Here is a 26,979-nt window from a genome sequence, read left to right as displayed (position 1 = left end):
GCAGCTCCTTGACGGTCGGCTCGTCGTCGACGACGAGCAGCCGTTCGGGTTCACGCAAGGGGCGTGCCAGGTCAGACATCACGGGACTCGAACCGCGCGAACGCCACCCCCAGCAGCACCGCCGTGAACCCGGCCAGGATCCCCAGCCCCAGCAGGCGCGGGAGGTCCGGATCGGCGGACAGGGCCCGGAAGGCGGCGGTGTTGGGCCAGTAGACGCCGATGACGTTCCGCAGCCAGCCGGGCGAGACCGTCGCGAAGACCGGCAGCAGCAGGAGGGCGGTGCTGATGTTCACGGCCGCCGCCGTCCCCCGCGCCAGCAGGCCGAGCGACAGCCCGACGAGCGCCAGCGACGTGAGCACCAGTGGCCCGACCAGCAGCGTGATGAGCGCCGCCGGGTCCCCGGCCCCCAGGGTCGGCACCCCGTGCGAGGCCATCGTCGCCATGGACACCCCGAACATCAGCCAGATCGCCGCCACGCTCACCGGCAGGGCGCTCAGCACGGTCATCCCGGCCTTGGCGGCCACCAGGCGCCGCCTGCCCACGGCCGCGACGCTCGCCGCGATCGTTCCCGAGCCGTACTCGGACGAGGCGATCAGCGCCCCCAGCCCGGCGACCAGCAGCTGCACGATGAACACCCCCCGCATGGCCGGGTCCATGGGGTCGAACCGCAGCCGTTCCGCCGCCGTCGCCTCGGTGTAGTCCCGGGTCGCGGCGCTGCCGAACAGCCACGCCAGCAGCCCCGACACGGCGACCGCCGCGCCGGACAGCACGACCGTCGCCCGGATGCTGGCGAACTTCGTCCACTCGGCCCGCAGCGCGCCCGCCGCCTTCATCGTGCCCGTCGCCCTCATCGCATCCGCCGCCTTCATCGCGCCGCCCCGAACTCGACGCTGTCCTGGGTCAGCTCCATGAACGCCTCCTCCAGCGTGGTCCGCCGCGGGGCCAGCTCGAACAGCGTCACCCCCTCCGCCGCCGCCAGCCGCCCGACGTCGGGCGCGCTCATGCCGGTGACCAGCAGCTCACCCTCGTTCCCTGGTCTTGTGCGGGCGCCGGCCAGCTCCAGCCGCCGCCCGAAGGCGACGTGATCGGGCGTACGGACCAGGACGCCCGACTCGGTGAACGCGTCGAGGTCGGACTCCGCGATCAGCCGCCCCTTGCCGATCACCACGAGCCGGTCGGCCGTCAGCGCCATCTCGCTCATCAGGTGGCTGGAGACCAGCACCGTGCGCCCCTCGGCGGCCAGCCCGCGCAGCAGCGTGCGGATCCACCGGACGCCCTCGGGGTCCAGGCCGTTCACCGGCTCGTCGAGCAGCAGCACCGGCGGGTCGCCGAGCAGCGCGGCGGCGATGCCGAGCCGCTGGCTCATGCCGAGGGAGAACGTCCCGGCGCCGCGCCCGGCCGCGTCCGTCAGCCCGACCAGGTCGAGGACCTCGGCGACGCGCCGCTCCGGGAGGGAGTTGGACTGCGCCAGGTAGCGCAGATGGTTGCGGGCGCTGCGGCGCGGGTGCACGGCCTGCGCCTCCAGCAGCGCCCCGACCTGGCGCAACGGCTGCGGCAGGTCACGGTAGGCGCGGCCGTTGACGGTGACCGTGCCGGAGGTGGGGCGGTCGAGGCCGAGCACCATTCGCATGGTCGTGGTCTTGCCGGCGCCGTTCGGGCCGAGGAAGCCGGTGACCGCGCCCGGCCGTACGGTGAAGGTGAGATCGTCCACGGCCAGCACGTCACCGTGGCGTTTGGTCAGTCCGCTGAGCTGGATCATGCGTGCCAGCGTGGGCCCCCGAGATGGGGAGCGCCTGGGAGGATCTGTGAGTTCCCTGTGAGCCCGCTCGGCCCCACCTGGACGCCCGCGCCGGATCCGGCCTGGACCCACAGAGAACTCACAGCGCCTGGCGGATCCTGCCGGCCATCACCCCGCCTTGACCGCTGGCGCCACCCGCATGAGGTCGAGCGGGCGTCCTCGTCGAGGTCACGCGCAGGGGCCGTGCTTCACGCGGGCGACGTAGGCCGGGAGGTCGAAGGCGACGCCGCGCTCAGTGTCCATGCGGCGATCATGCCACCGAGCAGCGCCACGCCATGGAGGTCGGCCAGGGCCGCGAGCGCGACGCCCACGAGCGCCGGCACGGGCGGAAAGGCCCACCACGGCAGCCGCTCGCGCTGGGCCACCAGCTGGAACCCGAGCCCGGCGATCGCCACCATCACCAGGACGCCCCACGTCCCGCCGGCCGGCACCAGCACGTACGCCAGCAGCGTCACCGCGTAGAACGCGCCCACCGAGCGCTCCAGCAGCGGGCGGGAGGCGACGGCGAGACCGGCGGCCAGGCCGCACAGGGCGATCGAGTTCCCGGCTCCCGGCTGGGCGAACAGCATTCCGGCCGCCTGCCCCGCGACCGCTCCGGCCGCGTACAGGAGGAGGCAGCGGCCGGGGCCGAGCGAGCGTTCGGCGAGGTAACCGAGCACGGCCAGGAACGCCAGGTTGAACAGCGTCCCGAACACGCCGCCGTCCTGCACCACCAGCGAGGTCCCCAGCCGCCACCACTCGCCCGCCCGGACGGCCGCCGGGTCGCGCATGAGAGCGGGCTCCAGGCCCGTCACGAAGAACTGCGCGACGCTCGGGACGGCGGTCACGGTGAAAAGCGCCGCGGTGGTGACGAATCTGGGCATGGGGCCAGCCTCGCACCCGGGCCGGCCCCGTCGGCAGTGGGGGATGTACGCGATCGGCCAGGACAAAAGTCCCGGGCGGCGTCACACCCCGGCGGGCTCCCTGACGGCCTCGACGGGCACCGCGCGGGTCACCGCTGCGGGCTCCTCGCGCGGCAGGTACCGGGACGCCACCGCGATCGCCACCCCGAGCACGACCGCGATCCCCAGCGCCCAGCGCAGCGAGACGGCGTCGGTCAGGAAGCCGATCACCACGGGCCCAAGCAGCAGCCCCGCGTACCCCATCGCGCCCGCCTGGGCGATCGCCGGGCCGGGGGTGTCGGTGGCGGTTCCGGCCAGCGACAGCGTCATCGGCGAGATCGTCGCCACGCCGAGCCCGACGAAGAACATCGCCAGCACCGCGACCAGCGGCGCGGGCGCGAGCAGCACGACGGCGAAGAACCCGGCCGTGGCCGCCCCGGAGGCGGTCATGAGGCCGCGCACCCCGAACCGGACGCGCAGCCGGTCACCGGTGAGCCTGGCCACCAGCATGCCCGCCTCGAACACGGGGTAGCCGAGCGCCGCCAGCGCCTCCGGCGCGCCCAGGGTGTCGCGCATGAACAGGCCGTTCCAGTCGGCGACCGTGCCCTCGACCATGAACGCGAAGAACATGATCGCGCCCAGCAGGTACACCACCGGCGGCAGCCGGCGCCCGGACCGCGCGCTCCCGGCGCGCGCCGCGGGGGCCTCCGGCAGGTACGTACGGCCGAGCAGCACCATCACCGGCACCGAGAGCAGCCCGACCAGCGCCACGTTGGCGGTGAACGACAGCCCCAGCGCGATCGACAGGCTGCCCACGCCGCCCGCGGCGATGGCGCCGACGCACCAGCCCGCGTGCATGCCGTTGAGCAGCGGACGCCCGTAAGCGCGCTCCACGGTGGAGCCCTGGGCGTTCATGGCGATGTCCACCATGCCGAACGCCATCCCGAAGATCACCGACGCCACCAGCAGCGTCGGCCAGTTCGGCGCGAAGCCCACCCCGGCCAGGCCGAGCGCGGTGAGCGGCCCGCCGACGCGCAGCATCGTCCCGCTGCCCGCGCGGGCCATGACCCGGCGCATGGACTGCATGGTGATCAGGGCGCCGACGCCCCAGGCCAGCAGGATCATGCCGACCGCCGACTCCGACAGCCCGAGCTTGTCGGTCAGCGCCGGGATGCGCACGGTCATCGTGCCCACCAGCAACCCGGCCAGCACAAAAGTAAGAACCGCCCCAAAACGGGCAATTCTCAGGTCGCGGACCATGGACATACCTCACAAATCACAAATCAAGGGGATGTAGAAGCGCACGCCGCAGCGGGCCGTGCGAAATGGGGGAGAGGGAAGGCCGAGGGGATCAGGCGGGTCTCAGGAGGGCGCGGCAGCGGGCCTCAAGGGCCTCCAGGTCGCCTTCGGTGTTGAGCCCGGGATCGTGGCTCGCCACGTCCCACAGCCCTTCACACGCCAGCCGTACGATCTGCGACGCCACCCGGTCGGGCTCGTCGTCCAGCCCCTCGCGATGCCATCGGGACATCGCCTCGCGCATCGGCGCGAGCAGGAACAGATTTCCTGACGCGCCGGTCACCACCGCCCATCGTCGCAGGCGGTTGGAGCGCACGGCCACCAGCGTGGCGGCGAGATAGCGCTCGGTGTAGGTCGGGTCGTCCTGGGCCGCCATCAGCTCGTCGAACTCGCCGATCAGCCGCTCGACCATGCCCTTGATCAGGGCTTCCTTGGTGGAGAAATGGTAGAGCAGGCCGCCCTTGCTCACGCCGGCCCGCTCGGCCACGGCCGACAGGGTCAGCGCGGCCGAGCCCTGGTCGCACAGCAGTGCCTCTGCCGCGTCCAGTAGCTCGTCCCTTCTCATGCCTCTACTGTACCGTCCGGACGGTACAGTAAGCAAAGGGGATAACCTTGCATGTGTGAGCGGACCGTCGGCCTATCTTGATCACGCGGCGACCACGCCGATGCTTCCCGAGGCGATCGAGGCCATGACGGAGCAGCTCGGCCTGGTCGGAAACGCCTCGTCGCTGCACGCCGCGGGCCGCCGGACCCGCAGGGTGGTCGAGGAGTCACGGGAGACCATCGCCGACGCGCTGGGGGCCAGGCCGAGCGAGGTCGTGTTCACCTCGGGCGGCACCGAGGCGGACAACCTCGCCGTCAAAGGACTCTACTGGGAGCGCGAGCCCAGGAAACGCGTGCTGATCAGCGCCGTCGAGCACCACGCCGCCCTCGACCCCGCCCATTGGCTGGCCGACAGCCAGGGCGCGCGGGTCGAGCCGCTGGAGGTCGACGAGCTGGGCCGGGTGCACCCCGACACGCTGCGGGCCGCCATCGCCCGCGACCCCGACGACGTCGCCCTGGTCAGCGTCATGTGGGCCAACAACGAGGTCGGCACCGTCCAGCCCGTCAGCGTGCTGGCCGCGATCGCCCACGATGCCGGCATCCCGTTCCACAGCGACGCCGTGCAGGCGGTCGGGCAGCTCCCCGTGTCGTTCGCCGGCTCCGGCGCCGACGCGCTGACCGTGAGCGGGCACAAGGTCGGCGGCCCGATGGGCGTCGGCGCGCTGCTGCTGGCCAGGGGCCGGACACCGGTCCCGGTCATGCACGGCGGCGGTCAGGAGCGCGACGTGCGCTCCGGCACGCTCGACGCGCCCGCCATCGCCGGGCTCGCCGCCGCCGTCCGGGTCGCGGTCAGGGAGCGGCAGGCGCACGCGCGGCGGCTGACGGAGCTGCGCGACGACCTCGTCCAGCGGGTCCGCGAGGCCGTCCCCGACGTCGTGCTCAACGGCGACCCCGCCGACCGGCTGCCGGGCAACGCCCACTTCTCCTTCCCCGGCTGCGAGGGCGACGCGCTGCTCATGCTGCTCGACGCCAAGGGCGTGGAGTGCTCGACCGGCTCGGCCTGCTCGGCCGGGGTGGCCCAGCCGTCCCATGTGCTGCTGGCCATGGGCGCGCAGGCGTCGGCGGCCAGGGGGTCGCTCAGGTTCTCGCTCGGCCACACCTCGACCCGGGCCGACGTGGACCGCCTGATCGAGGTGCTGCCCGCCGCCGTCGAACGCGCCCGCCGCGCGGGGCTGAGCTAGCCGCTCTTATGTGATGAAGGCCACCACGGCCGTCCACGCCGGGTCGGCGGACACGTCGACGCGCGGCTCGCCCTCCTCCCAGCTCACGATCAGCTCCTTGGCGTGGATCGCCGCGTCACCGGTCGGGTCGGCGTAGATGTGGATCACCCGGTGGCTCTCCGCGCTCAGGTGCGCGGCCAGCACCGCGTCGCTGCGCAGCTTGAGCAGCCGGGCCGCCAGGCGTTCCTCGAAGTCGCGCAGCGCGGTCAGCGACGCGCCGACGGGCAGGCCGTTCTCGTCGCGGTGCGCGTACGGGAGCGTGATGGCGATGTGCTGGTCGAACAGCGGATGGTCGACCGGCCGCAGCGGATAGCGGGCGGTGGCGATCAGCGGCGCGCCGGCGGCGGTCTGGCCCTCCAGCAGCGCCCACTGCTCGTCGGTGTAGCCGGAGGCCAGGTCGGCCACCACGGAGGGCAGGTGCATCGCGGCCACGGAGTCGATCGGCTGGAACGTCGCCGGGGTGATCTCGCCCACCCAGCGCGCCACGTCGTCCTCGCCCAGCAGCCAGTCGAGCGCCAGCAGCGTGGTCTCCAGCCGGGTATCCTCGTCGAGCTGGCCGAAGATCGGGTGATAGGCGGCCACGTCGACGCGCGGGGAGCCCGGCGGCACCCGCAGCCCGAACATGAGCTTGTCGAGGGCGAACTCGAACCCGCCCACGTCGAGGGTGAGCTCCAGCGCCTGCGGGTTGACCTGGCGCGAGGGGTGGAACTCCCACAGCAGGTCGGCCGGCGGCGCCGCCCTGACCAGCCGGTGCGCGAGCGGGCGCAGCTCGGCGTCGCCCGCGGCGGTCACCACCAGCGCGTGCGCGGCGTTCCTGCCCGGCGCCACCTCCCACACCAGGCCCGGGTGCACCGCGCTCACGGCCGGGGCGATCCACTCCGACAGCCGCTCGGCCGCACCGGCGGCCACCAGCGAGTCGAGCTGCGGCCTGGTCTCCTCCCACCACGCCCAGAACGGTGCGATCCCGTCATTCGGCTCGGTGGTCTCTTCGTCGTCGTCCTTGCGCCCGAACAGTCGCATGCGCTGAATACTCCCAGACCCGGTCCATGGTCGTGCACTCCTGCCAGGACAGTACGCTGGAACGGTCATGGGACTGCGTGTGCTTGCCGCCATGTCGGGCGGCGTCGACTCCGCCGTGGCCGCCGCTCGCATCGCCGAGGCCGGTCACGACGTCACTGGCGTGCATCTGGCCTTGTCGGCCAACCCCCAGTCGTTCCGTACGGGCGCCAGGGGCTGCTGCACGATCGAGGACTCCCGCGACGCCCGCCGCGCCGCGGACGTGATCGGGATCCCCTTCTACATCTGGGACATGGCCGAGCGCTTCCAGCGCGACGTGGTCGACGACTTCGTGGCCGAGTACGCCGCGGGCCGCACGCCCAACCCGTGCCTGCGCTGCAACGAGAAGATCAAGTTCTCGGCGGTGCTCGACCGGGCGCTGGCGCTGGGCTTCGACGCCGTCGCCACCGGCCACCACGCCAGGCTCGCCGGCGGCGTGCTGTCGCGCAGCGCCGACGAGGGCAAGGACCAGTCGTACGTGCTGGGCGTGCTCACCCGCGAGCAGCTCGGTCACGCGATCTTCCCGCTGGGCGACTCGACCAAGGCCGAGGTGCGCGAGGAGGCCGCCCGGCGCGGCCTGACGGTCGCCGACAAGCCCGACAGCCACGACATCTGCTTCATCGCCGACGGCGACACCAGGGGCTTCCTGGCCGACCGGCTCGGCGCGGCCGAGGGGCCGATCGTCGACCAGGGCGGCGAGGTCGTCGGCAGCCACCAGGGCGCCCACGGGTTCACGGTGGGGCAGCGCAAGGGGCTGCGCATCGACCGGCCCGCCGCCGACGGCAGGCCGCGCTACGTGCTGTCGATCGAGCCGGTGTCCAACACGGTCACGGTCGGCCCGCGCGCGGCGCTGGAGGTCACCTCGATCACCTGCGGCCGCCCGGTCTGGAACGGGCCGCCGGAGCCGCGCGGCGAGCTGAGCGTGCAGCTCAGGGCGCACGGCGAGGTCTACGGCTGCTCGTACGAGGAGAGCGCCGACGGGCTGCGCGTCACCCTCGACAGGCCCGCCATGGGGGTCGCGGCGGGCCAGGCGGCGGTCCTGTACGCGGGCGAGACCGTGATCGGCTCGGCCACGATCACGGCGTCAGCCTAGTTCGACCGACTCGCCGATCCCGAGGCGGCGCATGTCGGCGTTCTGCTTCTCCGACTCCATCCTCAGGTAGTTGTCGACCAGCCCGAGGCCGATGTCGTTGAGCAGCCCGTCATGCGTCGAGAACGCCCTGGCCGGGCGTACCGTGCGTAGGTAGTCGACCATCTCCATGAGCTTCAGCCACGGCGCGTTGGTGGGCGCCAGGAGCGTGGGCACCTCGACACCGGGCACGGTCAGCGCGTCGCCCGGGTAGAACACCTCGTCCTCCACCATGAAGCCGACGTTCTGGACGATCGGCACGTCGGGGTGGTTCTTGGCGTGCCACTCGCCGAACACCCGCACCGCGAAACCGGCCGTCGTGAAGTCGTCGCCGTGCCGGACGACCTGCACCTTCCCCGGGATCTCGGCCAGCTCCTCGGCGACCCGCTCGCACGTCCAGATCTCCAGCTCGGGGGAGGCGGCCTTGAGCCGCTCGACGTCCACGTGGTCGGCGTGCACGTGGGTGACCAGCACCGCGGACGCCCCGTCGAGCACGGGGCCCTCGGTGAAGGCTCCGGGGTCGATGACCAGGACCTTGCCGTCCTTCTCCAGTCGTACGCAGGCGTGGCCGTACTTCGTCAGCTTCATTGCACAGAGCCTACGCTTGTCCCCATGTCGATGTTGGAAGCCACCGGGGTCGGGTCACATCCGGGTACAGATCATCTAGAGGCCCTCCGCGTGGTGCTCGGCGAGCTGCCGCGCCTGCCGTACCTGCCGGAGCTGCCCGCACGAGGGGTGGGCGCCGACATGATCGGGCGCACGGCCGGCCTGCTCGTGGACCTGCCCGTCGAGGTGCAGCCGTCGGGGTGGCGGCTGGCCGACCGCCCGGGGCGCGACCACCAGCGCGCGGTCGACCACCTCAGACGCGACCTCGACGGACTGGAGGAGGTCGGGCACGCCTACGAGGGGCCGCTCAAGCTGCAGGTGTGCGGGCCGTGGACGCTCGCCGGCACGATCGAGCTGCGCCACGGCGACAAGATGCTCTCCGACGCCGGGGCCGTCCGCGACCTGACCGAGTCGCTGGCGCAGGGCGTCCAGGACCACGTCGCGGAGGTGCGGCGGCGGCTGCCCGGCGTCACCGAGATCGTGCTCCAGCTCGACGAGCCGGGGCTGCCCGGCGTGCTCGCCGGCACCGTGCCGACCGCCTCGGGCTTCGGGCGGCTGGCGGCCGTGGAGGGCTGGCGGGTGGAGGAGTCGCTGCGGCTGTTCGACTCGCCGGTGGTGCACTGCTGCGCGCCGTCCGTGCCGTACGACCTGCTGCGCGGGGCCGGCGTGCGCGGCGTCTCGCTCGACGCCTCCCTGCTGCGGCGGCGCGACGAGGAGGGCATCGGCGAGGCCGTGGAGGCGGGGGTGCTGCTGTTCCTCGGCGTCGTGCCGGCCACCGACACGCGGCTCGCCGACGCGGGTGTGGTGGCCAAGCCCGCGGTCGAGCTGTGGCGGCGGCTCGGGTTCGACCCCGACAAGCTGGCCGGGCAGGTGGTGCTCACCCCGGCCTGCGGGCTGGCGGGCGCCACCCCGGCGTACGCGCGGGCCGCCCTTGCCGCCTGCCGCAAGGCCGCGCAGGTGCTGCGGGACGATCCGGCAAGCGGCCAGCAATCCCGGTGAGTAGCCTCCTTTTCATGATTCTTCGTACCGTGGCGGTCGGCGTCACGATCCTCATCGCCTCCGCGTCGCTCGCCGCGCCCGCCGCGGCGGCCGCCAACCCCGAGATCTGGAAGTGGGGCTCCATCTACTCCACCGACCGGGCGGGCAAGGCGAAGGGCAAGGTCGTGCTCGACCGTCCCGGGTTCGTGGTCAGCGGCAAGCTGTACGACCTGCCGGGGCGGAGCGGGTGCTCGTGGCTGAGGTTCCGCTGGGTCAAGGAGGACGGGCGCAGGGGCGCGAAGACCTACCACAACTGCTCGGGGACCAAACCGCGGTCGTTCGCGCTGAGCACCGGCTACATGCTCTCGATCGAGGGCATGGTGTGCCGCGGCACGTCCAGCAAGATCACCGGGAAGTGCTCCGGCTGGGACGGAGTCTGGGCGCAGGGCGGCTGAGGCGTGCTGTTGTCGGCGCTCGGCGATAGCGTTTCCTCAGGTTGCCGGACTGGAAGGAGACCCGGGTGAGCGAGCCGAGCGTCGATGGCGTGCCCGTGGCCGCGCGCGAGCGCCACGCAGAAGTGAGCGAGCTGGTCGAGGAGGCCCGCTACCGCTACTACGTGCTGGACCGGCCGACGGTCAGCGACGCCGAGTTCGACGGGTGGTTCAACGAGCTGCTCGCGCTGGAGCAGGAGCATCCGAGCCTGCAGACGCCCGACTCGCCGACGCAGAAGGTCGGCGCGCCGGTGGCCGGCGACTTCGCCAAGGTCGACCACCTGGCGCCGATGGAGAGTCTCGACAACGCCTTCGACGCCGACGGGATGACCGGCTGGCAGGCGCGGGCCGAGCGGCTGGCCGAGGGCGAGCCGGGCCCCTACCTGTGCGAGCTCAAGATCGACGGCCTGGCGATCGCGATCGTCTACCGCGACGGCAAGCTCGAACGGGCCGCGACCAGGGGCGACGGCCGCACCGGCGACGACGTGACGCCCAACGTGCGCACGATCGAGGGCGTGCCCACCCGGCTCAAGGGCACCGACGTGCCGAGCCTCCTGGAAGTGCGCGGCGAGGTCTACCTGCCGGTCGAGGGCTTCGAGAAGCTCAACGAGCACCTGGTCGAGCAGGGCCAGCCCCCGTTCGCCAACCCGCGCAACGCGGCGGCGGGCTCGCTGCGCCAGAAGGACCCGCGCGTCACCGCCCAGCGTCCGCTGCGCATGATCGTCCACGGCGTCGGCGTCTGGGAGGGCGCGGCCGAGGCCAAGGCCCAGTCGGGGGTCTACGACCGGCTGCGCGAGTTGGGGCTGCCGGTGAGCGACCTCTACCGGGTGGTGCCGACCTTCGACGCGATCAACGAGTTCATCGAGCACTACCGGACGCACCGCCACGATCCGCCGTACGAGATCGACGGGGTGGTCGTCAAGATCGACGACTTCCGGACCCAGCGCGAGCTGGGCTCCACCTCGCGGGCGCCGCGCTGGGCGATCGCCTTCAAGTACCCGCCGGAGGAGGTCAACACCAAGCTGCTCGACATCCAGGTGGGCATCGGGCGCACGGGCCGCGTCACGCCGTTCGGGGTGATGGAGCCGGTGGTCGTCGCGGGCTCCACGGTCGAGCGGGCCACGCTGCACAACGCCACCGTCGTGGCCGCCAAGGGCGTGCTCATCGGTGACACCGTCGTGCTGCGCAAGGCGGGCGACGTCATCCCCGAGATCCTCAGCCCGGTCACCGACCTGCGCGACGGGTCCGAGCGGCCGTTCGTCATGCCCACCCACTGCCCCGAGTGCGGCACCGAGCTGGCCTACGAGCGGGAGGGCGACGCCGACCTGCGCTGCCCCAACGCCCGCGGCTGTCCCGCGCAGATCCGCGAGCGCCTCTTCTTCGCCGCCCGGCGCGGCGCCTTCGACATCGAGGGGCTCGGCTACGTCGCGGCCACCGCGCTGTCCCAGCCGCTGCCGCCGCAGGAGCCGGTCGTGCGGACCGAGGCCGACCTGTTCGACCTGACACTGGAGCGGCTGATCCCGATCAGGTCGATCGTCCGCGACAAGGACACCGGCCTGCCCAAGATCGACACGAAGACGGGCGAGCAGAAGGTCGTCTCGTTCTTCTCCAACCTCAACGGCGAGGCCAGCCAGAACGCGCACAAGCTGATGGAGGAGCTGGAGCGGGCCAAGCAGGCGCCGCTGGCCAGCGTGCTGGTCGCGCTGAGCATCCGCCACGTCGGCCCGCCCACGGCCCGCGACCTGGCCCACGAGCTGCGCTCCATCGACGCGGTCATGGCGGCCTCGGAGGAGGAGCTGGCCGCGGTCAAGGGCATCGGGCCGCGGGTGGCGGCGACGATCCACGACTGGTTCCAGGTCGACTGGCACCGCGAGATCATCACCCGCTGGCGGGCCGCCGGGGTGCGGATGGAGGACGCGCCGGCGCCGGAGAAGGGGCCGCAGACGCTGGAGGGGCTGACGTTCGTGGTGACCGGCACCCTGCCGGGGTTCACCCGCGACTCGGCGGCCGAGGCGCTCGCCCTGCGCGGGGGGAAGGTGGCCAGTTCGGTGTCGAAGAAGACCTCGTTCCTCGTGGCCGGCGACAACGCGGGGTCGAAGTACGACAAGGCGGTCAGTCTGGGGGTGCCGATCCTCGACGGCGCGGGCTTCGAGGTTCTGTTGTCCGAGGGGCCGGAGGCGGCGGCCGGGGTGGCGGTCACTCCGGAGCCGTAGCTCCAACCGCTCGGCGAAGTGTGACTGTTAGACTACAAGCAGTGGTTTCTGGGTATACGTCGCAAAGGATAAGTGACGGAACGTACGCGCTTGGTTTCGCGAAGTGGGGTAAAGGTCGTACCCTCCCATAGTGACCTAATGGGGGTTCTGTTACTGATGACTGACCCAACCGACACCCGCGACACGGGCCCACGCGTCGGGACGCCGCTCTGGGCGTTCCTCGCGGGGAGCATCGTGATCGGCTTCACCGCGCTGGTCGTGGCGATGCTGAGACTCGACCAGGGCGGCCTGGCCGCGCTCGCCCGCACACCCCTGTTCTGGGTGCTGGCCGTGCTCGTCGTGCTGGGCGAGCTGAGGCCCGTGATGGTGTCCTCGGCGACCGCCGTCGGCGGCACGTACCCCTCCACCATGTTCACCTTCGCCGTGCTGCTGCACTTCGGGCTGCCCGTGGCGGTGCTGATGCAGGCGGTGGCCGTGGCGATGAACGGGATCGTCACCCGCAAGGCGTGGCACCGGGTGATGTTCAACATCGCCCAGTCGACGCTGGCGCTGACGGCGGCGGCCGTGGTGCTCGGCCTGTTCGGGATCGTTCCGAGCCCCGCGGTGCCGTGGACGCCCACGGGCGGCGACCTGCTGGCGATCGCGCTGGCCGGGGTCGCCTACTTCGCCACCAGGGCCGCGCTGGTGAGCGGCGCGGTCGCGCTGCACGAGCGCCGCTCGATCACCCGCGTGCTCAAGGCCAGCGTCGGCCCGCAGAGCCTGGTCTACACCGCGCTGCTCGGCCTCGCGCCCCTGGTCGTGGTCGTGATGAACCACTCGCCCACGCTCATCCCGCTGTTCGTGGCGCCGCTGGCGGCCGTCTACTTCACCGCCACGCTGTCGATGCGCCGCGACCACCAGGCCATGCACGACGAGCTGACAGCGCTGCCCAACCGCAAGATGCTGATCGTCAGCACCGAGGAGGCGCTGGCCGAGGCCCGCCACGACGAGCGGGTGGGGCTGTTCCTCATCGACCTCGACCGGTTCAAGGAGGTCAACGACACGATGGGGCACCCGGTCGGCGACCGGCTGCTCCAGATGGTCGCCCACCGGCTCACCCACTCCGTGCGCCCCGGCGACGTCGTGGCCCGGCTCGGCGGCGACGAGTTCGCCGTCCTGCTGCCCTCCATCAGGGACGCCCACGCCGCCCGCGAGGTGGCCGCCAGGCTGCGGGCGGCGCTGACCGAGCCGGTACGGCTGGAGGGCATGACGTTCGACCTCGACGGGTCGGTGGGCATCGCCCTCTACCCCGACCACGCCCCCGACTTCGAGCTGCTGCTCCAGCGCGCCGACGTGGCCATGTACCTGGCCAAGGAGGGGCGCACCGGGGTGGAGCTCTACCAGCCCGACAAAGACCGCAACTCGCCCGAACGCCTCAACCTCCTCGGCGACCTGCGCCGGGCCGTCGACAACGGCGAGCTGAAGCTCCACTACCAGCCCAAGGTCGGCCTGGCCACGGGCGCGGTGCACGGCGTCGAGGCGCTGCTGCGCTGGCGGCACCCGGTGCACGGGCAGCTCCCGCCGTCGGAGTTCATCCCGCTGGCCGAGCAGTCCTACCTGATGCGCCAGCTCACCGAGTACGTCATCGACGCCGCGCTGGAGCAGGCCGCCCGCTGGTGGCACACCGGGCTGCGGGTGCAGGTCTCGGTGAACGTCTCCGCCCGCGACCTCCTCGACTCCGCCCTGCCCGAGCAGCTGGAGATGGGGCTGGCCAAGTTCCGGCTGCCGCCCTCGGCCATCCAGCTGGAGGTCACCGAGCGGATCCTGATGGGCGACCAGGCCTACACGCACGAGACGATCAAGGCGCTGGCCGCGCTCGGCGTGCCGCTGGCGCTGGACGACTTCGGCACCGGCTACTCCTCGCTGATCAGGCTGCAGCGGCTGGCGGTGTCGGAGGTCAAGATCGACGCCTCGTTCGTCAGCCGCATCGCCGAGTCCGACGACGACGCCCGGATCGTGCGCTCCATCGTCGAGCTGGTCCGCTCGCTCGGCCTGCGCTCGGTCGCCGAGGGCGTCGAGTCCGACGACGTGGCCATCCGGCTCACCAAGATGGGCTGCGACATGGGGCAGGGCTGGCTGTTCAACGAGCCGATGCCGGCCGCCGAGGCCACGGTCTGGCTGCGCGAGCACGCCGAGGCCACTCCCGAGATCGAGTACGGCTACCGCTCCGAGGTCACCCAGACCGCCTGACCCGGCCTCCCCGAGGGGAGTCCGCCGCGGGCATTTCCTCACATCACACGGCGCCCTGTGTGAGCGCCGGCGGGCGTTAATGGTTCTGTGCCGCCCCGTCAAGGCCCCTAGGATGACAGTGTCCCTACTCCACCACTCCATCCACGAAACGGGTTGACCGACTCATGTCCGCCATAACCCGCGACGAGGTCGCACACCTGGCCCGGTTGTCCAGGCTGGCGCTCACCGAGGACGAGCTCGACCACTACGCCACCCAGCTCGATGCCATCATCGAGTCGGTCGCGAAGGTGGCGGAGGTCGCCGCCGAGGACGTCCCGCCATCGTCGCACGCGCTTCCGCTGACCAATGTCTTCCGTGCCGACGAGGTGCGACCGTCACTGACGCCCGAGCAGGCACTGTCCGGCGCGCCCGCCGTCGAGGACGACCGCTTCCGGGTCCCGCGCATCCTCGGGGAGGAGGCATGAGTCTGATCCGCAAGACCGCCGCCGAGCTGGGCGAGCTGATCGCCCGCCGCGAGGTGTCCGCCGCCGAGGTGGCCGAGGCCCACCTCGACCGCATGGCCGAGGTCGAGCCCAAGGTCAAGGCGTTCCTGCACGTCGATCGCGAGACCACGCTGTCGCAGGCCAGGGCCGTCGACGCCCGCCTGGACGCGGGGGAGCGGCTCGGGCCGCTGGCCGGGGTGCCGATCGCGCACAAGGACATCTTCACCACCTCCGACATGCCGACCACGGCCGCGTCCAAGATCCTCGAAGGCTGGCGGCCGCCGTACGACGCCACCGTCACGCGCCGCCTGCGCGAGGCCGGGCTGGTGATCCTCGGCAAGACGAACCTCGACGAGTTCGCCATGGGCTCCTCGACCGAGAACTCCGCCTACGACACCACGCACAACCCGTGGGACCTGACCAGGATCCCCGGCGGCTCCTCCGGCGGCTCCAGCGCGGCCGTGGCCGCCTACGAGGCGCCGCTGTCCACCGGCACCGACACGGGCGGCTCGATCCGCCAGCCCGCCTCCGTGACCGGCATCGTCGGCATGAAGCCCACCTACGGCGGTTCGTCGCGTTACGGACTGATCGCCTTCGCCAGCTCGCTCGACACGCCGGGCCCCTTCGCCCGCACCGTGTACGACGCCGCGCTGCTGCACGAGGCGTTCTCCGGGCACGACCCGATGGACTCCACCTCCATCGACGCCCCCGTCCCCTCCGTGGTCGAGGCGGCCCGTCAGTCCGACATCTCCGGCATGCGGGTCGGCGTCGTCAAGGAGTTCGGCGGCGACGGCTACCAGCCCGGCGTGCTGGCCCGCTTCCACGAGGCCGTCGAGCTGCTCGAATCCCTCGGCGCCAAGGTCGTCGAGGTCTCCTGCCCGTCGTTCCGGACCGCGCTGCCCGCCTACTACCTCATCGCGCCGTCGGAGTGCTCGTCCAACCTGGCCCGCTTCGACGCCATGCGCTACGGCCTGCGCGTCGGCGACGACGGCACCCGCAGCGCCGAGGAGGTCATGGCCCTGACCCGGGCCGCCGGCTTCGGCGCCGAGGTCAAGCGGCGCATCATGCTGGGCACGTACGCGCTGTCGAGCGGCTACTACGACGCCTACTACGGCCAGGCCCAGAAGGTGCGCACGGTCATCTCCCGCGAGTTCGAGGCCGCCTACCACCAGGTGGACGTGCTGGTGTCGCCGACCACGCCGACGACGGCGTTCCCGATCGGCGAGCGCGCCGACGACCCCATCGCCATGTACCTCGCCGACCTGTGCACCATCCCGTCCAACCTGGCGGGCAACGCGGCCATCTCCGTCCCGTGCGGCCTCGCCGACGAGGACGGGCTGCCGGTGGGGCTCCAGATCATGGCCCCGGTGCTGGGCGACGACCGCTGCTACCGGGTCGGCGCGGCGGTGGAGCAGGCGCTGGAGAGCCGCTGGGGCGGACCACTGCTGTCCAAGGCCCCGGCGCTGTAGGCGACGGCGAAGGCGAACGGGGCGGCGGCGTGATCACTCGCATCGAGATCGACGGGTTCAAGTCCTTCCTGGACTTCGAGCTCGACGTGCCGCCGTTCCTCGCCCTCGTCGGACCGAACGCGAGCGGGAAGTCCAACCTGCTGGACGCGCTCGACTTCGCCGCGGCGACGGCTCGCTCCCGTGAGGACGCGTGGTTCACGGCCAAGCGCGGCCGGGTCCACCAGCAGTTCCACCAACTGGCCAAGGGCCCTGCGACCACCGAGTTCCAGGTCCGTCTGATGCTGCTCGCGGAGGATCCCCGGGCCCTGTGGCCGATCCACCTCGACACGGTGGGGCGCTTGTCCAAGGCTGCCGCCTCCGTGGAGCAGACCGACCCCTACGCCTGGGAGTCCGAGGAGCTCGATCACCTGCCGGGAGCGGTGAGGGCGCGCTGCGCGGACGAGCCGCCGCCTCACGCGGAGGCCGGATCCGCCGTGGATTGGCGCTGGTACGAGCCGGATCCGCGGGCCATGCGGGCCGTGTCGTCCTCCGCCGACCGTCGCCCGCTTCTTCCGGACGGCTCCAACCTGGCGGCGGTGCTGGGCAGGTTCCAGGAGTCGGGTGTCCTGCACGAGCTCACCCTGGATCTGGCGGCGCTGATCCCCGACGTCACCGGCGTGACGCCCTACCTCGACGAACGTCGCCAGGAATGGTCGTTCGACCTGGTGATCGACGGTCAAGGGCCGGTGTCCAGCGCGCTCCTGTCCGACGGCACCCTGAGGATCCTGGGGCTGCTGGCGGCCCTGCACGACCCGGACCACCCGGGGGTGCTGCTCATCGAGGAGATCGAGAACGGTCTGCACCCCAGCCGCCTCGCGGAGCTGCTGCGCCGCGTCCAGCGGTTGGTGACCGACCTCCACGACCCCCGTTCCGTGGCTCGGCCCCTGCGCCAGGTGATCCTCACCACGCACTCGCCCGTCGTGGTCTCCGAGCTGTACCGGCTCCAGCCGGACGCGCTGACCTTCCTGGACAGCGCGGTCCGGGTGGACCCACAGCGCGAGCGGATGTCACGTGTCACCATCGCTAAGCCGGTACGGGACCAGGGGGAGCCGGGTACCTTCGTCTCCCCTCGTCAGGTGCGGAGATATCTCAGCGCGGTGGAGATGCCAGGATGAGCCGTCCATTGGTTCCGGGCCTGGTCGCCGAGGGAGACACCGATGAGATCTTCCTGGGGATCGTGATCTCCAGGCAACTGCGGGAGCTCACCTGGACGTCCGGCCGTTGCGCGGTCGACGTCGAGCCGACGGAGATCGGCCCCTGTCGCTCCATCCGGGAGCAGGACCGGGTGGCCAAGGCACTGGCGGACCTCGCGAACGACTGCCACGTCCTCTTCGTGCACAACGATCATCGAGAGCGCCGCAAGGCGGAATCCGTGCTGGGCCTGCTGACCGTGCCGGTGGTCGGCCTGATCCCGGTGAAGGAGACCGAGGCGTGGCTGCTCGCCGATCGGCAGGTATGGTCGGGGCTCAAGGGCAGCGACCTCCGTCCGCTTCCCCACAGTCCGGCGGAGGTCGAGCGAATCGCCGACCCCAAGCAGGTGCTGGATCGCGTGACAGCGCGGCAGAGCTGTTCGATTCGCGACCACTTCGAATACATAGGCAGAAACATCGATCTCGACGTCTTGGGACAGGTCCCGGCGTATGCCGCGTGGGTCGCCGAGACGGCGAATGTACTGAAAGGGCTTGGTTTCCTGTGAGCACGCCTACGCTCATGCCGTACGACGAAGCGCTCGCCCGGTTCGAGCCGGTGCTCGGGCTGGAGACGCACGTCGAGCTCGGCACCGCGTCGAAGATGTTCTGCGGCTGCAAGACCACGTTCGGGGCGCCGCCCAACACCCAGGTCTGCCCGACGTGCCTGGCGTTCCCCGGGGCGCTGCCGGTGGCCAACGCGGCGGCGATCGAGTCGACGATCCGGATCGGGCTGGCGCTGAACTGCTCGATCGCCGAGTGGTGCAGGATGGCGCGGAAGAACTACTTCTATCCGGACATGCCGAAGAACTACCAGATCTCCCAGTACGACGAGCCGCTCTGCTTCGACGGTTACCTGGACGTCGAGATCGACGGCCGTACGGTGCGGGTGGAGATCGAGCGGGTGCACCTGGAGGAGGACACCGGCAAGTCCACGCACGTGGGCGGGGCGACCGGGCGGATCCAGGGCGCCGACTACTCGATCGTCGACTACAACCGTGCCGGCATCCCGCTGGTGGAGATCGTCACCAAGCCGATCGAGGGCACCGACCGGCTGGCGCCGGAGGTGGCCAAGGCGTACGCGACGGAGCTGCGCGAGATCATGCGCTCCCTGGGCGTCTCCGACGTGCGCATGGAGGAGGGCTCCATGCGGTGCGACGTGAACGTCTCGCTCATGCCGCGCGGCTCGTCCGAGTGGGGCACCCGTACCGAGACCAAGAACGTCAACTCGCTGCGCAGCGTCGAGCGGGCGGTCCACAGCGAGATCGAGCGGCAGGCGGCGATCCTGGCCGACGGCGGCAGGATCGTGCAGGAGACCAGGCACTTCCACGAGGACACCGGGCAGACGACGCCGGGCAGGTCCAAGGAGGAGGCGCAGGACTACCGCTACTTCCCCGAGCCCGACCTGGTGCCGATCGCCCCGGACCCGGCCTGGGTGGCGACGCTGAAGGAGGCGCTGCCCGAGCTGCCGTCGGTCAAGCGGCGCAGGCTGCAGGCCGAGTGGCGGCTGTCGGACCTCGACATGCAGGCCATGTACAACGCGGAGGCGATCGACCTGGTCGAGGCCACGATCGCGGCCGGCGCGCCCGCCGCCGACGCGCGCAAGTGGTGGATGGGGGAGCTGGCCCGCCGGGCGAACGAGACCGGCAGCGCCCTCGCCGACCTGCCCATCACGCCCGAGCAGATCGCCCGGGTGACCGAGCTGGTGGCCTCCGGCGCGCTCAACGACAAGCTGGCGCGTGAGGTGCTGGAGGGCGTTCTGGCGGGCGAGGGCTCGCCGGACGAGGTGGTCGAGACGCGCGGGCTGAAGATCGTCAACGACGAGGGTGAGCTGTCGGCGATCGTGGACGAGGTCATCGCGGGCAACGCCGACGCGGCCGAGAAGGTGCGCTCCGGGAAGATCGCCGCCGCCGGCGCGCTGGTGGGCGGCGTGATGAAGGCCAGCAGGGGCAAGGCGGACGCGGCCCGCGCGCGTGCGCTGATCCTGGAGAAGCTGGGCGTCAGCGAGTAAGCAGGCGAATCACGGGGACAAGTCAGCGAACCACGAGGGCTCCGCGCATGTCGCGGGGCCCTCGTGGCTTGTCGGGAGGTCGCGGGCCCTCGTGGCTGGTCAGGAGAGCGTCACCAGGGCCAGCAGCCGGTCGGTGAGGCCCTGGTCGCCGGGGGCCTGCTCGCCGGCCCAGCCGATGGCGTTGGCGAGCTTGAGCAGGTCCGCGATGTCCAGGCCGGAGCCGGTGCGGGCGAGCAGGGCGGCGCCGGTGGCGGTGATCTCGTCGTGGCAGGCCGCCAGCGCGCTGCCCTCCGTCACGGCCGCGAGCTGGGTCGCCACCAGGCCGCGCATGGCGCTCGCGTGCCCGGCCACCGCCCGCAGCCAGGTGCGCAGCGCCTGCTCGGGGGACGGGCCGGTGAGCAGTTCCCGGCCCCGCGCGCACAGCGCCGACACGTCGTCCTTGATCACGGCCACCAGCAGGTCCTGCAGCGTGGGGAAGTGGCGGTAGAGCGTGCCGGGGCCGACCCCGGCGCGCTGCGCGACCTGGTTGAGCGAGGCGGCGGGGCCGTCCTGGGTGAAGACGGCCCTGGCCGCCTGGACGATCTGTTCCCGGTTACGCGCTGCGTCGGCCCTCATCACGAGCGGGCTCCTTGGTGGAGAGGTTCTCCGTATATAGTAGCGAAGCGGAGAGGTTCTCCGGATAGAGGAGGGTGGACGTGAAGATCGGGATTGCCGTGGGCGACATATGGCGGCCCGCGACGTTCGAGGAGCTGATCGGGCAGGCCCGGGCGGCCGTGGAGCTGGGGTTCGGCACGGTATGGGCGGCCCAGGCGCTCGGCTGGGACGCGCTCACCGCGCTCACCGCCGTGGGCTGCCACGTGCCGGACGTCCAGCTGGGCACGGCCGTCGTGCCGGTGGCGCAGCGGCACCCGCTCGTGCTGGCCGGGCAGGCGCTCAGCGTCCAGGCCGCGACGGGCGACCGCCTCACGCTGGGCGTCGGGGCGGGGATCGGGATGATGGTCAGGACGATGTACGGGCTGCCGGCCGACCGGCCCGTCCGGCGGATGCGCGAGTACCTGGAGGTGCTGCGGCCGCTGCTGCGAGGGGAGAGCGTGGCCCACCAGGGCGAGACGCTGACCGCCGCGGGCGCGGTGGAGGTGCCGGGCGCGCGTCCGCCCCAGGTGCTGCTGGCGGCCCTGGGGCCGGCCATGCTGGCCCTGGCGGGAGAGCTGGCCGACGGCGTGGTGACGTGGATGACGGGGCCGCGCACGCTGGCCGGGCACATCGTGCCGGCCGTCACGAAGGCCGCGGACTCGGCCGGACGCCCCGCGCCCCGGGTGGTGGCGGGACTGCTGGTGTGCGTGACGGACGACGTCGCGGGAGCGCGCGAGCGGGCCGCCGAGCGGTTCGGGCTCGCGGGGCGGGTGCCGGAGTACCGCGCCGTGCTGGACCGTGAGGGCGTGGACGGGCCGCAGGACGTGGTCGTGGCGGGCGACGAGGAGGCCGTGGCCGCGCAGCTCGGCAGGCTGGCCGAGGCGGGTGTGGGCGAGTGCATGGCGGTCCCGTTCGGCACCGAGGAGGAGTGGCGGCGCACCACCGAGGTCCTAGGACGATGGTCGGGACCCGCCTAGGCCCCCGGCTGGAGGTGGGCGAAACGCCCGGAACATAACCTCATGTCCATGACGAAGCGCGGAACATTGACGGCGGGCCTGGTGGCGCTGGTGTCGCTGGTGGCCTTCGAGTACATGGCGGTGGCCATCGCGATGCCGACCGTGGCACGCGAGCTGAACGGGCTGGACCTGTACGGCCTGGCCTTCAGCGGGGCGATGGCCGCGAGCGTGGTCGGCACCGTGCTCGGCGGCCGGTGGGCCGACCTGCGCGGCCCGGGCGCGCCCCTCTGGACGGGTGTGGCCGGGTTCGCCGGAGGACTCCTGGTGGCGGGCCTGGCGCCGAGCATGGAGGTGCTGATCGCCGGGCGGTTGCTGCAGGGGTTCGGCGGGGCGCTGGCCAGCGTCGCGTTGTACGTGGTGGTGGCCAGGGCCTACCCCGAGAAGCTGCACCCCAAGATCTTCTCGCTGTTCGCGACCGCGTGGGTGGTGCCGTCGATGGTCGGGCCCCCGCTCGTCGGCGTCATCGTGGAGACGCTGGGCTGGCGGTGGGTGTTCCTGCTGGTGCCGATCCTGACGGCGATCAGCGCGCTGGTGCTGCTGCGCGGCCTCTCCGGCAACCCCGTCTCCGGCGGGCAGGGCGAGCCGGCGCCCGGCCTGATGCGCAAGGTCACGTGGGCGGCGGTCACGGCCGTCGGCGCGGGTCTCATGCAGTACGGCAGCGACGGCCGCCTGCCGCTGCTCCTGGCCGGGCTCCTGGTGCTCGCGCTGGCGCTGCCCAGGCTGCTGCCCTCCGGCACGCTGCGCGCGGCCAAGGGGCTGCCCGCCGTGGTCGGGCTGCGCGGCCTGACCGCCGGGGCGTTCTTCGCCGCCGAGGTGATCATCCCGCTCATGCTGATCGAGGAGCGCGGGCTGTCGACGCTGACGGCCGGGCTCGCGCTCATGGGAGGGTCGCTGACCTGGTCGTTCGCCTCGTGGCTGCAGGGGCGTGAGGTCTTCAGCCGGATGACGAACCTGCGGCTCGGCTCGGCCATGATCGCGCTGGGCATCCTGCTCATGGGGACGGTGGCGTTCACGGCCGTGCCGATCGCGGTGGCCTACCCGTCCTGGATCGTGACCGGCTTCGGGATGGGGCTGGTGTACCCGACGCTGTCGGTGCTCACGCTGGAGCTGTCCGCCCCGGGCGAGCAGGGCGTGAACAGCTCGGGGCTGCAGCTCGGCGAGGCGGTCTTCTCGGTGGTGTCGGTGGCGGTCACGGCGGCGCTGTTCGCGGCGCTGGGCTACTGGGCGGTGTTCGCGGCGACGCTGGTCATGGCGGCCGCTGGCCTGGCGATCGCGCCACGCGCGACGGCCGGGCCCCAGGGAACGCGGCCGTCGCCGAACCTGGTGGGCGCCTCGTCAACCCTCTGAACGATCATCCGGCGCGTCCACGGTCTTCCGGCCGGGGCGCGCCGCCGCCCGTCTGACCAGCGGGGTGAGCAGCGCGGCCAGGGCCAGCAGCAGCAGGACCACCGCGATCGGGCTGCGCACCAGCACGCTCACGTCCCCGGCCCCGATGGCCAGCGCCCGCCGGAGCTGGATCTCCGCCATCGGCCCGAGGATCATGCCGATCACCGCCGGCGCCACCGGCAGCCCGAAGCGCCGCATCGCGTACCCGAGCAGCCCGAGCAGGAACAGTACGACCAGGTCCACCACCGAGCCGTTCAGCGCGTAGACGCCGAGCGCCGCGAACAGCACGATCCCCGCGTACAGGTAAGGCCGGGGGATGCGCAGCACCCGCGCCCACAGCGGCGCCAGCGGCAGGTTCAGCACCAGCAGCATCGTGTTGCCGATGAACAGCGACGCGATCATGCCCCACACCAGGGCGGGGTTGTGGTCGAAGAGCTGCGGCCCCGGCTGCAGCCCGTACTGCTGGAAGGCGGCCAGCAGGATCGCGGCCGTCGCCGACGTGGGCAGCCCCAGCGTGAGCAGCGGTACGAGGGTGCCGGCGGCCGAGGCGTTGTTGGCCGCCTCGGGGCCCGCGACGCCCTCGATGGCGCCCTTGCCGTACTCCTCCTTGGCCACGCCGCGCGCCAGCCGCTTCTCGGCCGCGTACGACAGGAACGTGGGGATCTCCGCGCCCCCGCCCGGCAGCGCCCCGAACGGGAAGCCGAGCGCGGTGCCGCGCAGCCACGGCAGCCAGGAGCGCCGCCAGTCGGCCCGCCCCATCCAGGCCCGGCCCACCGGCACCACTTCGGGCAGCGAGTGGCGCAGCCGGGAGGCCACGTACAGGGCCTCGCCCAGCGCGAACAGCCCCACCGCCACGACCACCACGTCCACGCCGTCCAGCAACTGGGCGATGCCCAGTGTGAGCCGCGCCTGACCGGTCTGCTGGTCGATGCCGATCAGCCCGATCACCAGGCCGAACCCGAGCGAGGCCAGCCCGCGCACCACCGAGCGCGACAGCACCGACGACACCGCGGTGAAGGCCAGGATCGCCAGCGCGAAGTAGTCCTCGGGCCCGAACGAGATCGCGAAGCTCACCACCGCGGGCGCCGCCACGACCAGCAGCGCGGTCGCGATCGTGCCCGCCACGAACGAGCCGATGGCGGCCGTGGCCAGCGCCTGGGCGGCCCGGCCGCGCCTGGCCATCTTGTTGCCCTCCAGCGCGGTGATCATCGAGGACGACTCGCCGGGCGTGTTGAGCAGGATGGAGGTCGTCGAGCCGCCGTACATGCCGCCGTAGTAGATCCCGGCGAACATGATGAACGCGCTGGTCGGCGGCACCGAGAAGGTGACCGGCAGCAGCAGCGCCACGGTCATGGCGGGCCCGATGCCGGGCAGCACGCCGACGAGGGTGCCGAGCGTGACGCCGATCAGCGCGTACATGAGGTTGACCGGCGTCAGCGCGCCCGCGAACCCGTCGAGCAGGAGCTGGAGCGAATCCACTCAGATCACCCCTTGCAGCAGCCCGCCGGGCAGCGTCACGTCGAGCCCCTTGACGAACAGCAGGTACGTGACGACCCCCAGCACCACCCCGACGACCGCCGCGCGCACCTTGTGCTCGGCCCCGAGCGCCAGCGACAGCCCGAAGAACAGCAGGCTCGCCGCGATCACCCAGCCGAGCACCTCCAGGACGGCGGTGAAGGCCAGGAAGATCCCGCTGACCAGCCCGACGCTGCGCCAGTCGGTGGGCGCCTCCGCGTCGATGTCCTCGCTCTCCTCGGGGTCGCCGCGCCCGCCCCTGAGCACGTCCACGACGTAGAACAGGCCGATGACGATCATCGAGCCGCCCACCAGCATCGGGAAGAAGCGCGGCCCGATCCCGAGCCGGGACGCCGCGGCGGACACGTCCAGCGTGCCCACCACGACGAACCCGCCCAGCGCGAGCACGACGGCCGCGAGCCCCAGCTCGGGCCGCCACCACTGTGTCTTCCTCAAGAGACGACACCCAGCTCGGCGATGATGCCCTTGACCCTGGTCTGCTCGGAGTTCAGGTAGTCGGCGAACTGCTGCCCGGTCTGGAAGGAGTCGATCCAGCCGTTCTTGGCCACCGCGTCCTTCCACGCCTGCGAGTCGTGCATCTTGGCGACCAGGTCGGTCAGCGCCTTCTTGTCGGCCTCCTCCAGCCCGGCCGGCGCCACGAACCCGCGCCAGTTGGCCAGCTCCACGTCCAGCCCGGCCTCCTTGAGCGTGGGCGCGTCCACCTCCTTGACCCGCTGCGCCGAGGTCACGCCCAGCGCGCGCAGCTTGCCGGACTTGACGTGCTCGGCGAACTCGCCGATGCCCGAGATGCCGGCGCTGACCTTGTTGCCGAGCAGCTCGTTCAGCGCCTCGCCGCCGCCGGAGTGGGCGATGTAGTTGACCGACTTGGGGTCCACGCCCGCGGCCTTGGCCATCAGCCCGGCGACGATGTGGTCGGTGCCGCCCGCCGAGCCGCCCGAGATGGAGATCTTCGCCGGGTCCGTCTTCCAGGCGGCGACCAGGTCGGCCAGCGACTTGTACGGGGAGGCGGCCGGGACCACGACGATCTCGTACTCCTCGGTCAGCTTGGCGATCGGCGTGGTCTCGGCCAGCGTGACCTTGGACTTGTTCTGCTCGATGGCGCCGACCATGACCAGGCCCATGGTCATCAGCAGGTTGCCGTTGCCCTTCTCCCCGGCCAGCTGGGCCAGGCCGATCGTGCCGCCGGCGCCGGGCACGTTGAACACCTCGACCTTGCGCTTCGGGTCGGCCTGCTTGAACGCCTGCTCGGCCGTACGGGAGGTCTGGTCCCAGCCGCCGCCGGGCGCGGCGGGGGCCATGATGCGCAGCGCGCTCGTGCCCGTGCCGGACCCGCTGCCGGAGCCGCAGCCCGTCAGCGCGGCGAGGGAGAGCGCCGCGAGGGCGGCGACTGTGCGGAGACGCATGATCAACTCCAGGGGGGATCTCACGGTGCGGGAACTGGATGGTGAATTCCCCCGGCCCGTCGCGTCGAGCCTTTGCGTGATAGCCGTCGTATCGGTCGTATTGGTCGCGACTCGGCCGTGACCTGCGCGTGTTTCCATGGCCGGATGAGACTGGGAACCCAGCTCTTCGTGCTCCAGATGGTCATCGTCCTGCTCGCGGTCGGGGGCACGGCGGGCGTCTGGGCCAAGCACACGCGTACGCAACTGGACACCATGCACGAGCAGCGGGCGCTGGCCATCGCCGCGTCCGTGGCGGGCCTTCCGCAGGTCAGGGAGGCCTTCGACCTGAGGGACCCGGAGGCGGTGCTGCAGCCGCTCGCGCTCAGCGTGCAGCAGGCGACCGGCGCCGACTACGTGGTGATCGCCAACCGGGAGCAGACCCGGTACGCCCACCCCAACGCCACGCTGATCGGCAAGAAGCTGTCCACCGACGGCACCACCGTGCTCAACACCGGCAGGAGCTGGGTCGGCACCGAGACCGGCACGATCGGCACCACGATCAGGGGCAAGGCGCCGATCTTCGACGAGTACGGCGAGGTCATCGGCCTGGTCTCGGTCGGCGTCCTGCAGACCACGGTCGTCGGCCAGCTCGCCGCCGCTCTGCCGCCGCTGCTGTGGACCGCGGGAGCCGTGCTGGTGGCGGGCCTGGCCGCGGCGGCGCTGATCACCCGGCGGATGCGCAGGCAGACGTTCGGGCTGGAGCCGCGTGAGATCGCCGCGCTGCTGGAGCAGCGTGAGGGCGTGCTGCACGGCGTCAAAGAGGGCGTGCTCGCGCTCGACCTGGCCGGGCGCGTGACGCTGGTCAACGACGCCGCCCGCGACCTGCTCGGGGAGGTGGGCGCCGACCTAACCCAGATGCCCGTCTCCGAGCGCATGCGCGACGTGCTCGGCGGCGCCGACCCGGGCGAGGACCGCGTCGTGCTGCACGGCGAGCGGGTGCTGGTGCTCAACCGCACCCCGGTGTCCGTACGCGGCCGGCACACCGGCTGGGTGATCACCCTGCGCGACCGCACCGAGCTGGTACGGCTGGCCCGCGAGCTGGACGACACCAGCAGCGCGACCGAGGCGCTGCGGGCCCAGGCGCACGAGTTCGCCAACCGGATGCACACCGTCGTCGGCCTGCTGGAGCTGGGCGAGCACGAGGCCGCCATCGGCTACATCACCCGCACCACGCGCGGCACGTACGCCACCGGCCTGCGCGAACGCGTCCAGGAGCCGACGCTGGCCGCGCTGCTGCTGGCCAAGTCGGCCGAGGCCGCCGAGCGTGGCGCCACGCTC

Annotated in this window: 25 protein-coding genes; 14 read left to right on the top strand and 11 right to left on the bottom strand. The window is 72.1% G+C overall.

Features of this window, described 5'->3' with window-relative positions:
- Positions 1 to 71: 71 nt before the first annotated feature.
- The 5 genes from KME77_RS12250 to KME77_RS12230 all read right to left on the bottom strand — a co-directional run bounded on the left by KME77_RS12250 (position 72) and on the right by KME77_RS12230 (position 4,540).
- Positions 72 to 869: a hypothetical protein gene (locus tag KME77_RS12250; protein ID WP_219465957.1), complete on the bottom strand. Its 798-nt coding sequence runs from the start codon at positions 867 to 869 to the stop codon at positions 72 to 74.
- On the bottom strand, positions 866 to 1,759 hold the full coding sequence (locus KME77_RS12245) for an ABC transporter ATP-binding protein (RefSeq protein ID WP_219465954.1): 894 nt from the start codon (positions 1,757 to 1,759) through the stop codon (positions 866 to 868). The genes KME77_RS12250 and KME77_RS12245 overlap by 4 nt, the downstream gene beginning before the upstream one ends.
- A 227-nt stretch (positions 1,760 to 1,986) precedes the next feature.
- A complete protein-coding gene (locus tag KME77_RS12240) occupies positions 1,987 to 2,661 on the bottom strand; it encodes a rhomboid family intramembrane serine protease (RefSeq protein ID WP_219465951.1) in 675 nt (224 codons plus the stop codon).
- 81 nt (positions 2,662 to 2,742) lie between these two features.
- The gene (locus tag KME77_RS12235) at positions 2,743 to 3,939 is read right to left on the bottom strand and encodes an MFS transporter (protein ID WP_219465949.1); all 1,197 of its coding nucleotides are present in this window, start codon (positions 3,937 to 3,939) and stop codon (positions 2,743 to 2,745) included.
- 91 nt (positions 3,940 to 4,030) lie between these two features.
- The gene (locus tag KME77_RS12230; RefSeq protein WP_219465948.1) at positions 4,031 to 4,540 is read right to left on the bottom strand and encodes a TetR/AcrR family transcriptional regulator; all 510 of its coding nucleotides are present in this window, start codon (positions 4,538 to 4,540) and stop codon (positions 4,031 to 4,033) included.
- A 55-nt stretch (positions 4,541 to 4,595) separates the two neighbouring features.
- On the opposite strand from KME77_RS12230, the gene KME77_RS12225 reads away from it, so the two are divergent.
- On the top strand, positions 4,596 to 5,759 hold the full coding sequence (locus KME77_RS12225) for a cysteine desulfurase family protein (protein WP_308250675.1): 1,164 nt from the start codon (positions 4,596 to 4,598) through the stop codon (positions 5,757 to 5,759).
- 6 nt (positions 5,760 to 5,765) lie between these two features.
- Here the strand turns inward: KME77_RS12225 and KME77_RS12220 are convergent, their stop codons facing one another.
- Entirely contained in the window at positions 5,766 to 6,818 is a 1,053-nt protein-coding gene (locus tag KME77_RS12220) for a DUF695 domain-containing protein (RefSeq protein ID WP_219465941.1), read from the bottom strand.
- Between the two features lie 67 nt (positions 6,819 to 6,885).
- Here KME77_RS12220 and mnmA point away from each other — a divergent pair, with 67 nt between their 5' ends.
- Complete coding sequence (gene mnmA, locus KME77_RS12215) at positions 6,886 to 7,947, top strand: tRNA 2-thiouridine(34) synthase MnmA (RefSeq protein ID WP_219465937.1); 1,062 nt, start codon at positions 6,886 to 6,888, stop codon at positions 7,945 to 7,947.
- On the opposite strand, the gene KME77_RS12210 is transcribed toward mnmA, so the two are convergent.
- Entirely contained in the window at positions 7,939 to 8,571 is a 633-nt protein-coding gene (locus KME77_RS12210; protein WP_219465936.1) for an MBL fold metallo-hydrolase, read from the bottom strand. The two genes, mnmA and KME77_RS12210, sit on opposite strands and share 9 nt — an antisense overlap.
- Before the next feature lie 24 nt (positions 8,572 to 8,595).
- Between KME77_RS12210 and KME77_RS12205 the strand changes: the two genes are divergently transcribed.
- The 9 genes from KME77_RS12205 to gatB all read left to right on the top strand — a co-directional run bounded on the left by KME77_RS12205 (position 8,596) and on the right by gatB (position 19,688).
- Positions 8,596 to 9,588, top strand: a complete 993-nt coding sequence (locus KME77_RS12205; RefSeq protein ID WP_219465935.1) for a methionine synthase — start codon at positions 8,596 to 8,598, stop codon at positions 9,586 to 9,588.
- Positions 9,589 to 9,602: 14 nt separating this feature from the next.
- Complete coding sequence (locus KME77_RS12200) at positions 9,603 to 10,022, top strand: hypothetical protein (protein WP_219465934.1); 420 nt, start codon at positions 9,603 to 9,605, stop codon at positions 10,020 to 10,022.
- Positions 10,023 to 10,087: 65 nt separating this feature from the next.
- Complete coding sequence (gene ligA, locus KME77_RS12195) at positions 10,088 to 12,271, top strand: NAD-dependent DNA ligase LigA (protein ID WP_219465932.1); 2,184 nt, start codon at positions 10,088 to 10,090, stop codon at positions 12,269 to 12,271.
- A 156-nt stretch (positions 12,272 to 12,427) separates the two neighbouring features.
- On the top strand, positions 12,428 to 14,500 hold the full coding sequence (locus KME77_RS12190; protein WP_219465930.1) for a putative bifunctional diguanylate cyclase/phosphodiesterase: 2,073 nt from the start codon (positions 12,428 to 12,430) through the stop codon (positions 14,498 to 14,500).
- 164 nt (positions 14,501 to 14,664) lie between these two features.
- Positions 14,665 to 14,964 (top strand): Asp-tRNA(Asn)/Glu-tRNA(Gln) amidotransferase subunit GatC, encoded by a 300-nt coding sequence (gene gatC, locus KME77_RS12185; protein WP_219465927.1) that lies wholly within the window; start codon positions 14,665 to 14,667, stop codon positions 14,962 to 14,964.
- Complete coding sequence (gatA, locus tag KME77_RS12180) at positions 14,961 to 16,451, top strand: Asp-tRNA(Asn)/Glu-tRNA(Gln) amidotransferase subunit GatA (protein WP_219465925.1); 1,491 nt, start codon at positions 14,961 to 14,963, stop codon at positions 16,449 to 16,451. The genes gatC and gatA overlap by 4 nt, the downstream gene beginning before the upstream one ends.
- Before the next feature lie 29 nt (positions 16,452 to 16,480).
- Entirely contained in the window at positions 16,481 to 17,605 is a 1,125-nt protein-coding gene (locus tag KME77_RS12175) for an AAA family ATPase (RefSeq protein ID WP_219465914.1), read from the top strand.
- On the top strand, positions 17,602 to 18,186 hold the full coding sequence (locus KME77_RS12170; protein WP_219465905.1) for a DUF4276 family protein: 585 nt from the start codon (positions 17,602 to 17,604) through the stop codon (positions 18,184 to 18,186). Before KME77_RS12175 ends, KME77_RS12170 begins: the two co-directional genes overlap by 4 nt.
- A gap of 14 nt (positions 18,187 to 18,200) precedes the next feature.
- A complete protein-coding gene (gene gatB, locus KME77_RS12165) occupies positions 18,201 to 19,688 on the top strand; it encodes an Asp-tRNA(Asn)/Glu-tRNA(Gln) amidotransferase subunit GatB (RefSeq protein WP_219465902.1) in 1,488 nt (495 codons plus the stop codon).
- 99 nt (positions 19,689 to 19,787) lie between these two features.
- Here gatB and KME77_RS12160 read toward each other — a convergent pair whose 3' ends face one another.
- A complete protein-coding gene (locus tag KME77_RS12160) occupies positions 19,788 to 20,303 on the bottom strand; it encodes a TetR/AcrR family transcriptional regulator (RefSeq protein WP_219465890.1) in 516 nt (171 codons plus the stop codon).
- An 80-nt stretch (positions 20,304 to 20,383) separates the two neighbouring features.
- On the opposite strand from KME77_RS12160, the gene KME77_RS12155 reads away from it, so the two are divergent.
- Positions 20,384 to 21,298 (top strand): TIGR03564 family F420-dependent LLM class oxidoreductase, encoded by a 915-nt coding sequence (locus tag KME77_RS12155; protein WP_308250674.1) that lies wholly within the window; start codon positions 20,384 to 20,386, stop codon positions 21,296 to 21,298.
- Positions 21,299 to 21,346: 48 nt separating this feature from the next.
- Entirely contained in the window at positions 21,347 to 22,684 is a 1,338-nt protein-coding gene (locus tag KME77_RS12150) for an MFS transporter (protein ID WP_246609622.1), read from the top strand.
- Here KME77_RS12150 and KME77_RS12145 read toward each other — a convergent pair.
- The 3 genes from KME77_RS12145 to KME77_RS12135 are packed head-to-tail and all read right to left on the bottom strand — an operon-like array spanning position 22,673 to position 25,662.
- The gene (locus KME77_RS12145; RefSeq protein ID WP_219465888.1) at positions 22,673 to 24,202 is read right to left on the bottom strand and encodes a tripartite tricarboxylate transporter permease; all 1,530 of its coding nucleotides are present in this window, start codon (positions 24,200 to 24,202) and stop codon (positions 22,673 to 22,675) included. The genes KME77_RS12150 and KME77_RS12145 overlap by 12 nt on opposite strands.
- Positions 24,203 to 24,694, bottom strand: a complete 492-nt coding sequence (locus tag KME77_RS12140; RefSeq protein WP_219465885.1) for a tripartite tricarboxylate transporter TctB family protein — start codon at positions 24,692 to 24,694, stop codon at positions 24,203 to 24,205.
- On the bottom strand, positions 24,691 to 25,662 hold the full coding sequence (locus KME77_RS12135; protein WP_219465882.1) for a tripartite tricarboxylate transporter substrate binding protein: 972 nt from the start codon (positions 25,660 to 25,662) through the stop codon (positions 24,691 to 24,693). The genes KME77_RS12140 and KME77_RS12135 overlap by 4 nt, the downstream gene beginning before the upstream one ends.
- 144 nt (positions 25,663 to 25,806) lie before the next feature.
- On the opposite strand from KME77_RS12135, the gene KME77_RS12130 reads away from it, so the two are divergent.
- Positions 25,807 to 26,979: Spo0B domain-containing protein (locus KME77_RS12130; RefSeq protein WP_219465880.1), on the top strand; the 1,173-nt coding region annotated here is incomplete at its 3' end.

Origin of the sequence: Nonomuraea rhizosphaerae (genome assembly GCF_019396405.1) — a bacterium.
GTDB classification, from domain to species: Bacteria; Actinomycetota; Actinomycetes; order Streptosporangiales; family Streptosporangiaceae; genus Nonomuraea; species Nonomuraea rhizosphaerae.
The sequence above is the reverse complement of the archived record's forward strand: the minus strand, read 5'-3'. Positions and strand labels throughout refer to the sequence as shown.

Bases quoted from the DNA above. Each gene is read 5' to 3' on its own strand.
- KME77_RS12250 (WP_219465957.1), bottom strand. From the start codon at position 869: ATGAAGGCGGCGGATGCGATGAGGGCGACGGGCACGATGAAGGCGGCG.
- KME77_RS12245 (WP_219465954.1), bottom strand. From the start codon at position 1,759: ATGATCCAGCTCAGCGGACTGACCAAACGCCACGGTGACGTGCTGGCC.
- KME77_RS12240 (WP_219465951.1), bottom strand. From the start codon at position 2,661: ATGCCCAGATTCGTCACCACCGCGGCGCTTTTCACCGTGACCGCCGTC.
- KME77_RS12235 (WP_219465949.1), bottom strand. From the start codon at position 3,939: ATGGTCCGCGACCTGAGAATTGCCCGTTTTGGGGCGGTTCTTACTTTT.
- KME77_RS12230 (WP_219465948.1), bottom strand. From the start codon at position 4,540: ATGAGAAGGGACGAGCTACTGGACGCGGCAGAGGCACTGCTGTGCGAC.
- KME77_RS12220 (WP_219465941.1), bottom strand. From the start codon at position 6,818: ATGCGACTGTTCGGGCGCAAGGACGACGACGAAGAGACCACCGAGCCG.
- mnmA (WP_219465937.1), top strand. From the start codon at position 6,886: ATGGGACTGCGTGTGCTTGCCGCCATGTCGGGCGGCGTCGACTCCGCC.
- KME77_RS12210 (WP_219465936.1), bottom strand. From the start codon at position 8,571: ATGAAGCTGACGAAGTACGGCCACGCCTGCGTACGACTGGAGAAGGAC.
- KME77_RS12205 (WP_219465935.1), top strand. From the start codon at position 8,596: ATGTCGATGTTGGAAGCCACCGGGGTCGGGTCACATCCGGGTACAGAT.
- KME77_RS12200 (WP_219465934.1), top strand. From the start codon at position 9,603: ATGATTCTTCGTACCGTGGCGGTCGGCGTCACGATCCTCATCGCCTCC.
- KME77_RS12190 (WP_219465930.1), top strand. From the start codon at position 12,428: ATGACTGACCCAACCGACACCCGCGACACGGGCCCACGCGTCGGGACG.
- gatC (WP_219465927.1), top strand. From the start codon at position 14,665: ATGTCCGCCATAACCCGCGACGAGGTCGCACACCTGGCCCGGTTGTCC.
- gatA (WP_219465925.1), top strand. From the start codon at position 14,961: ATGAGTCTGATCCGCAAGACCGCCGCCGAGCTGGGCGAGCTGATCGCC.
- KME77_RS12170 (WP_219465905.1), top strand. From the start codon at position 17,602: ATGAGCCGTCCATTGGTTCCGGGCCTGGTCGCCGAGGGAGACACCGAT.
- gatB (WP_219465902.1), top strand. From the start codon at position 18,201: ATGCCGTACGACGAAGCGCTCGCCCGGTTCGAGCCGGTGCTCGGGCTG.
- KME77_RS12160 (WP_219465890.1), bottom strand. From the start codon at position 20,303: ATGAGGGCCGACGCAGCGCGTAACCGGGAACAGATCGTCCAGGCGGCC.
- KME77_RS12150 (WP_246609622.1), top strand. From the start codon at position 21,347: ATGACGAAGCGCGGAACATTGACGGCGGGCCTGGTGGCGCTGGTGTCG.
- KME77_RS12135 (WP_219465882.1), bottom strand. From the start codon at position 25,662: ATGCGTCTCCGCACAGTCGCCGCCCTCGCGGCGCTCTCCCTCGCCGCG.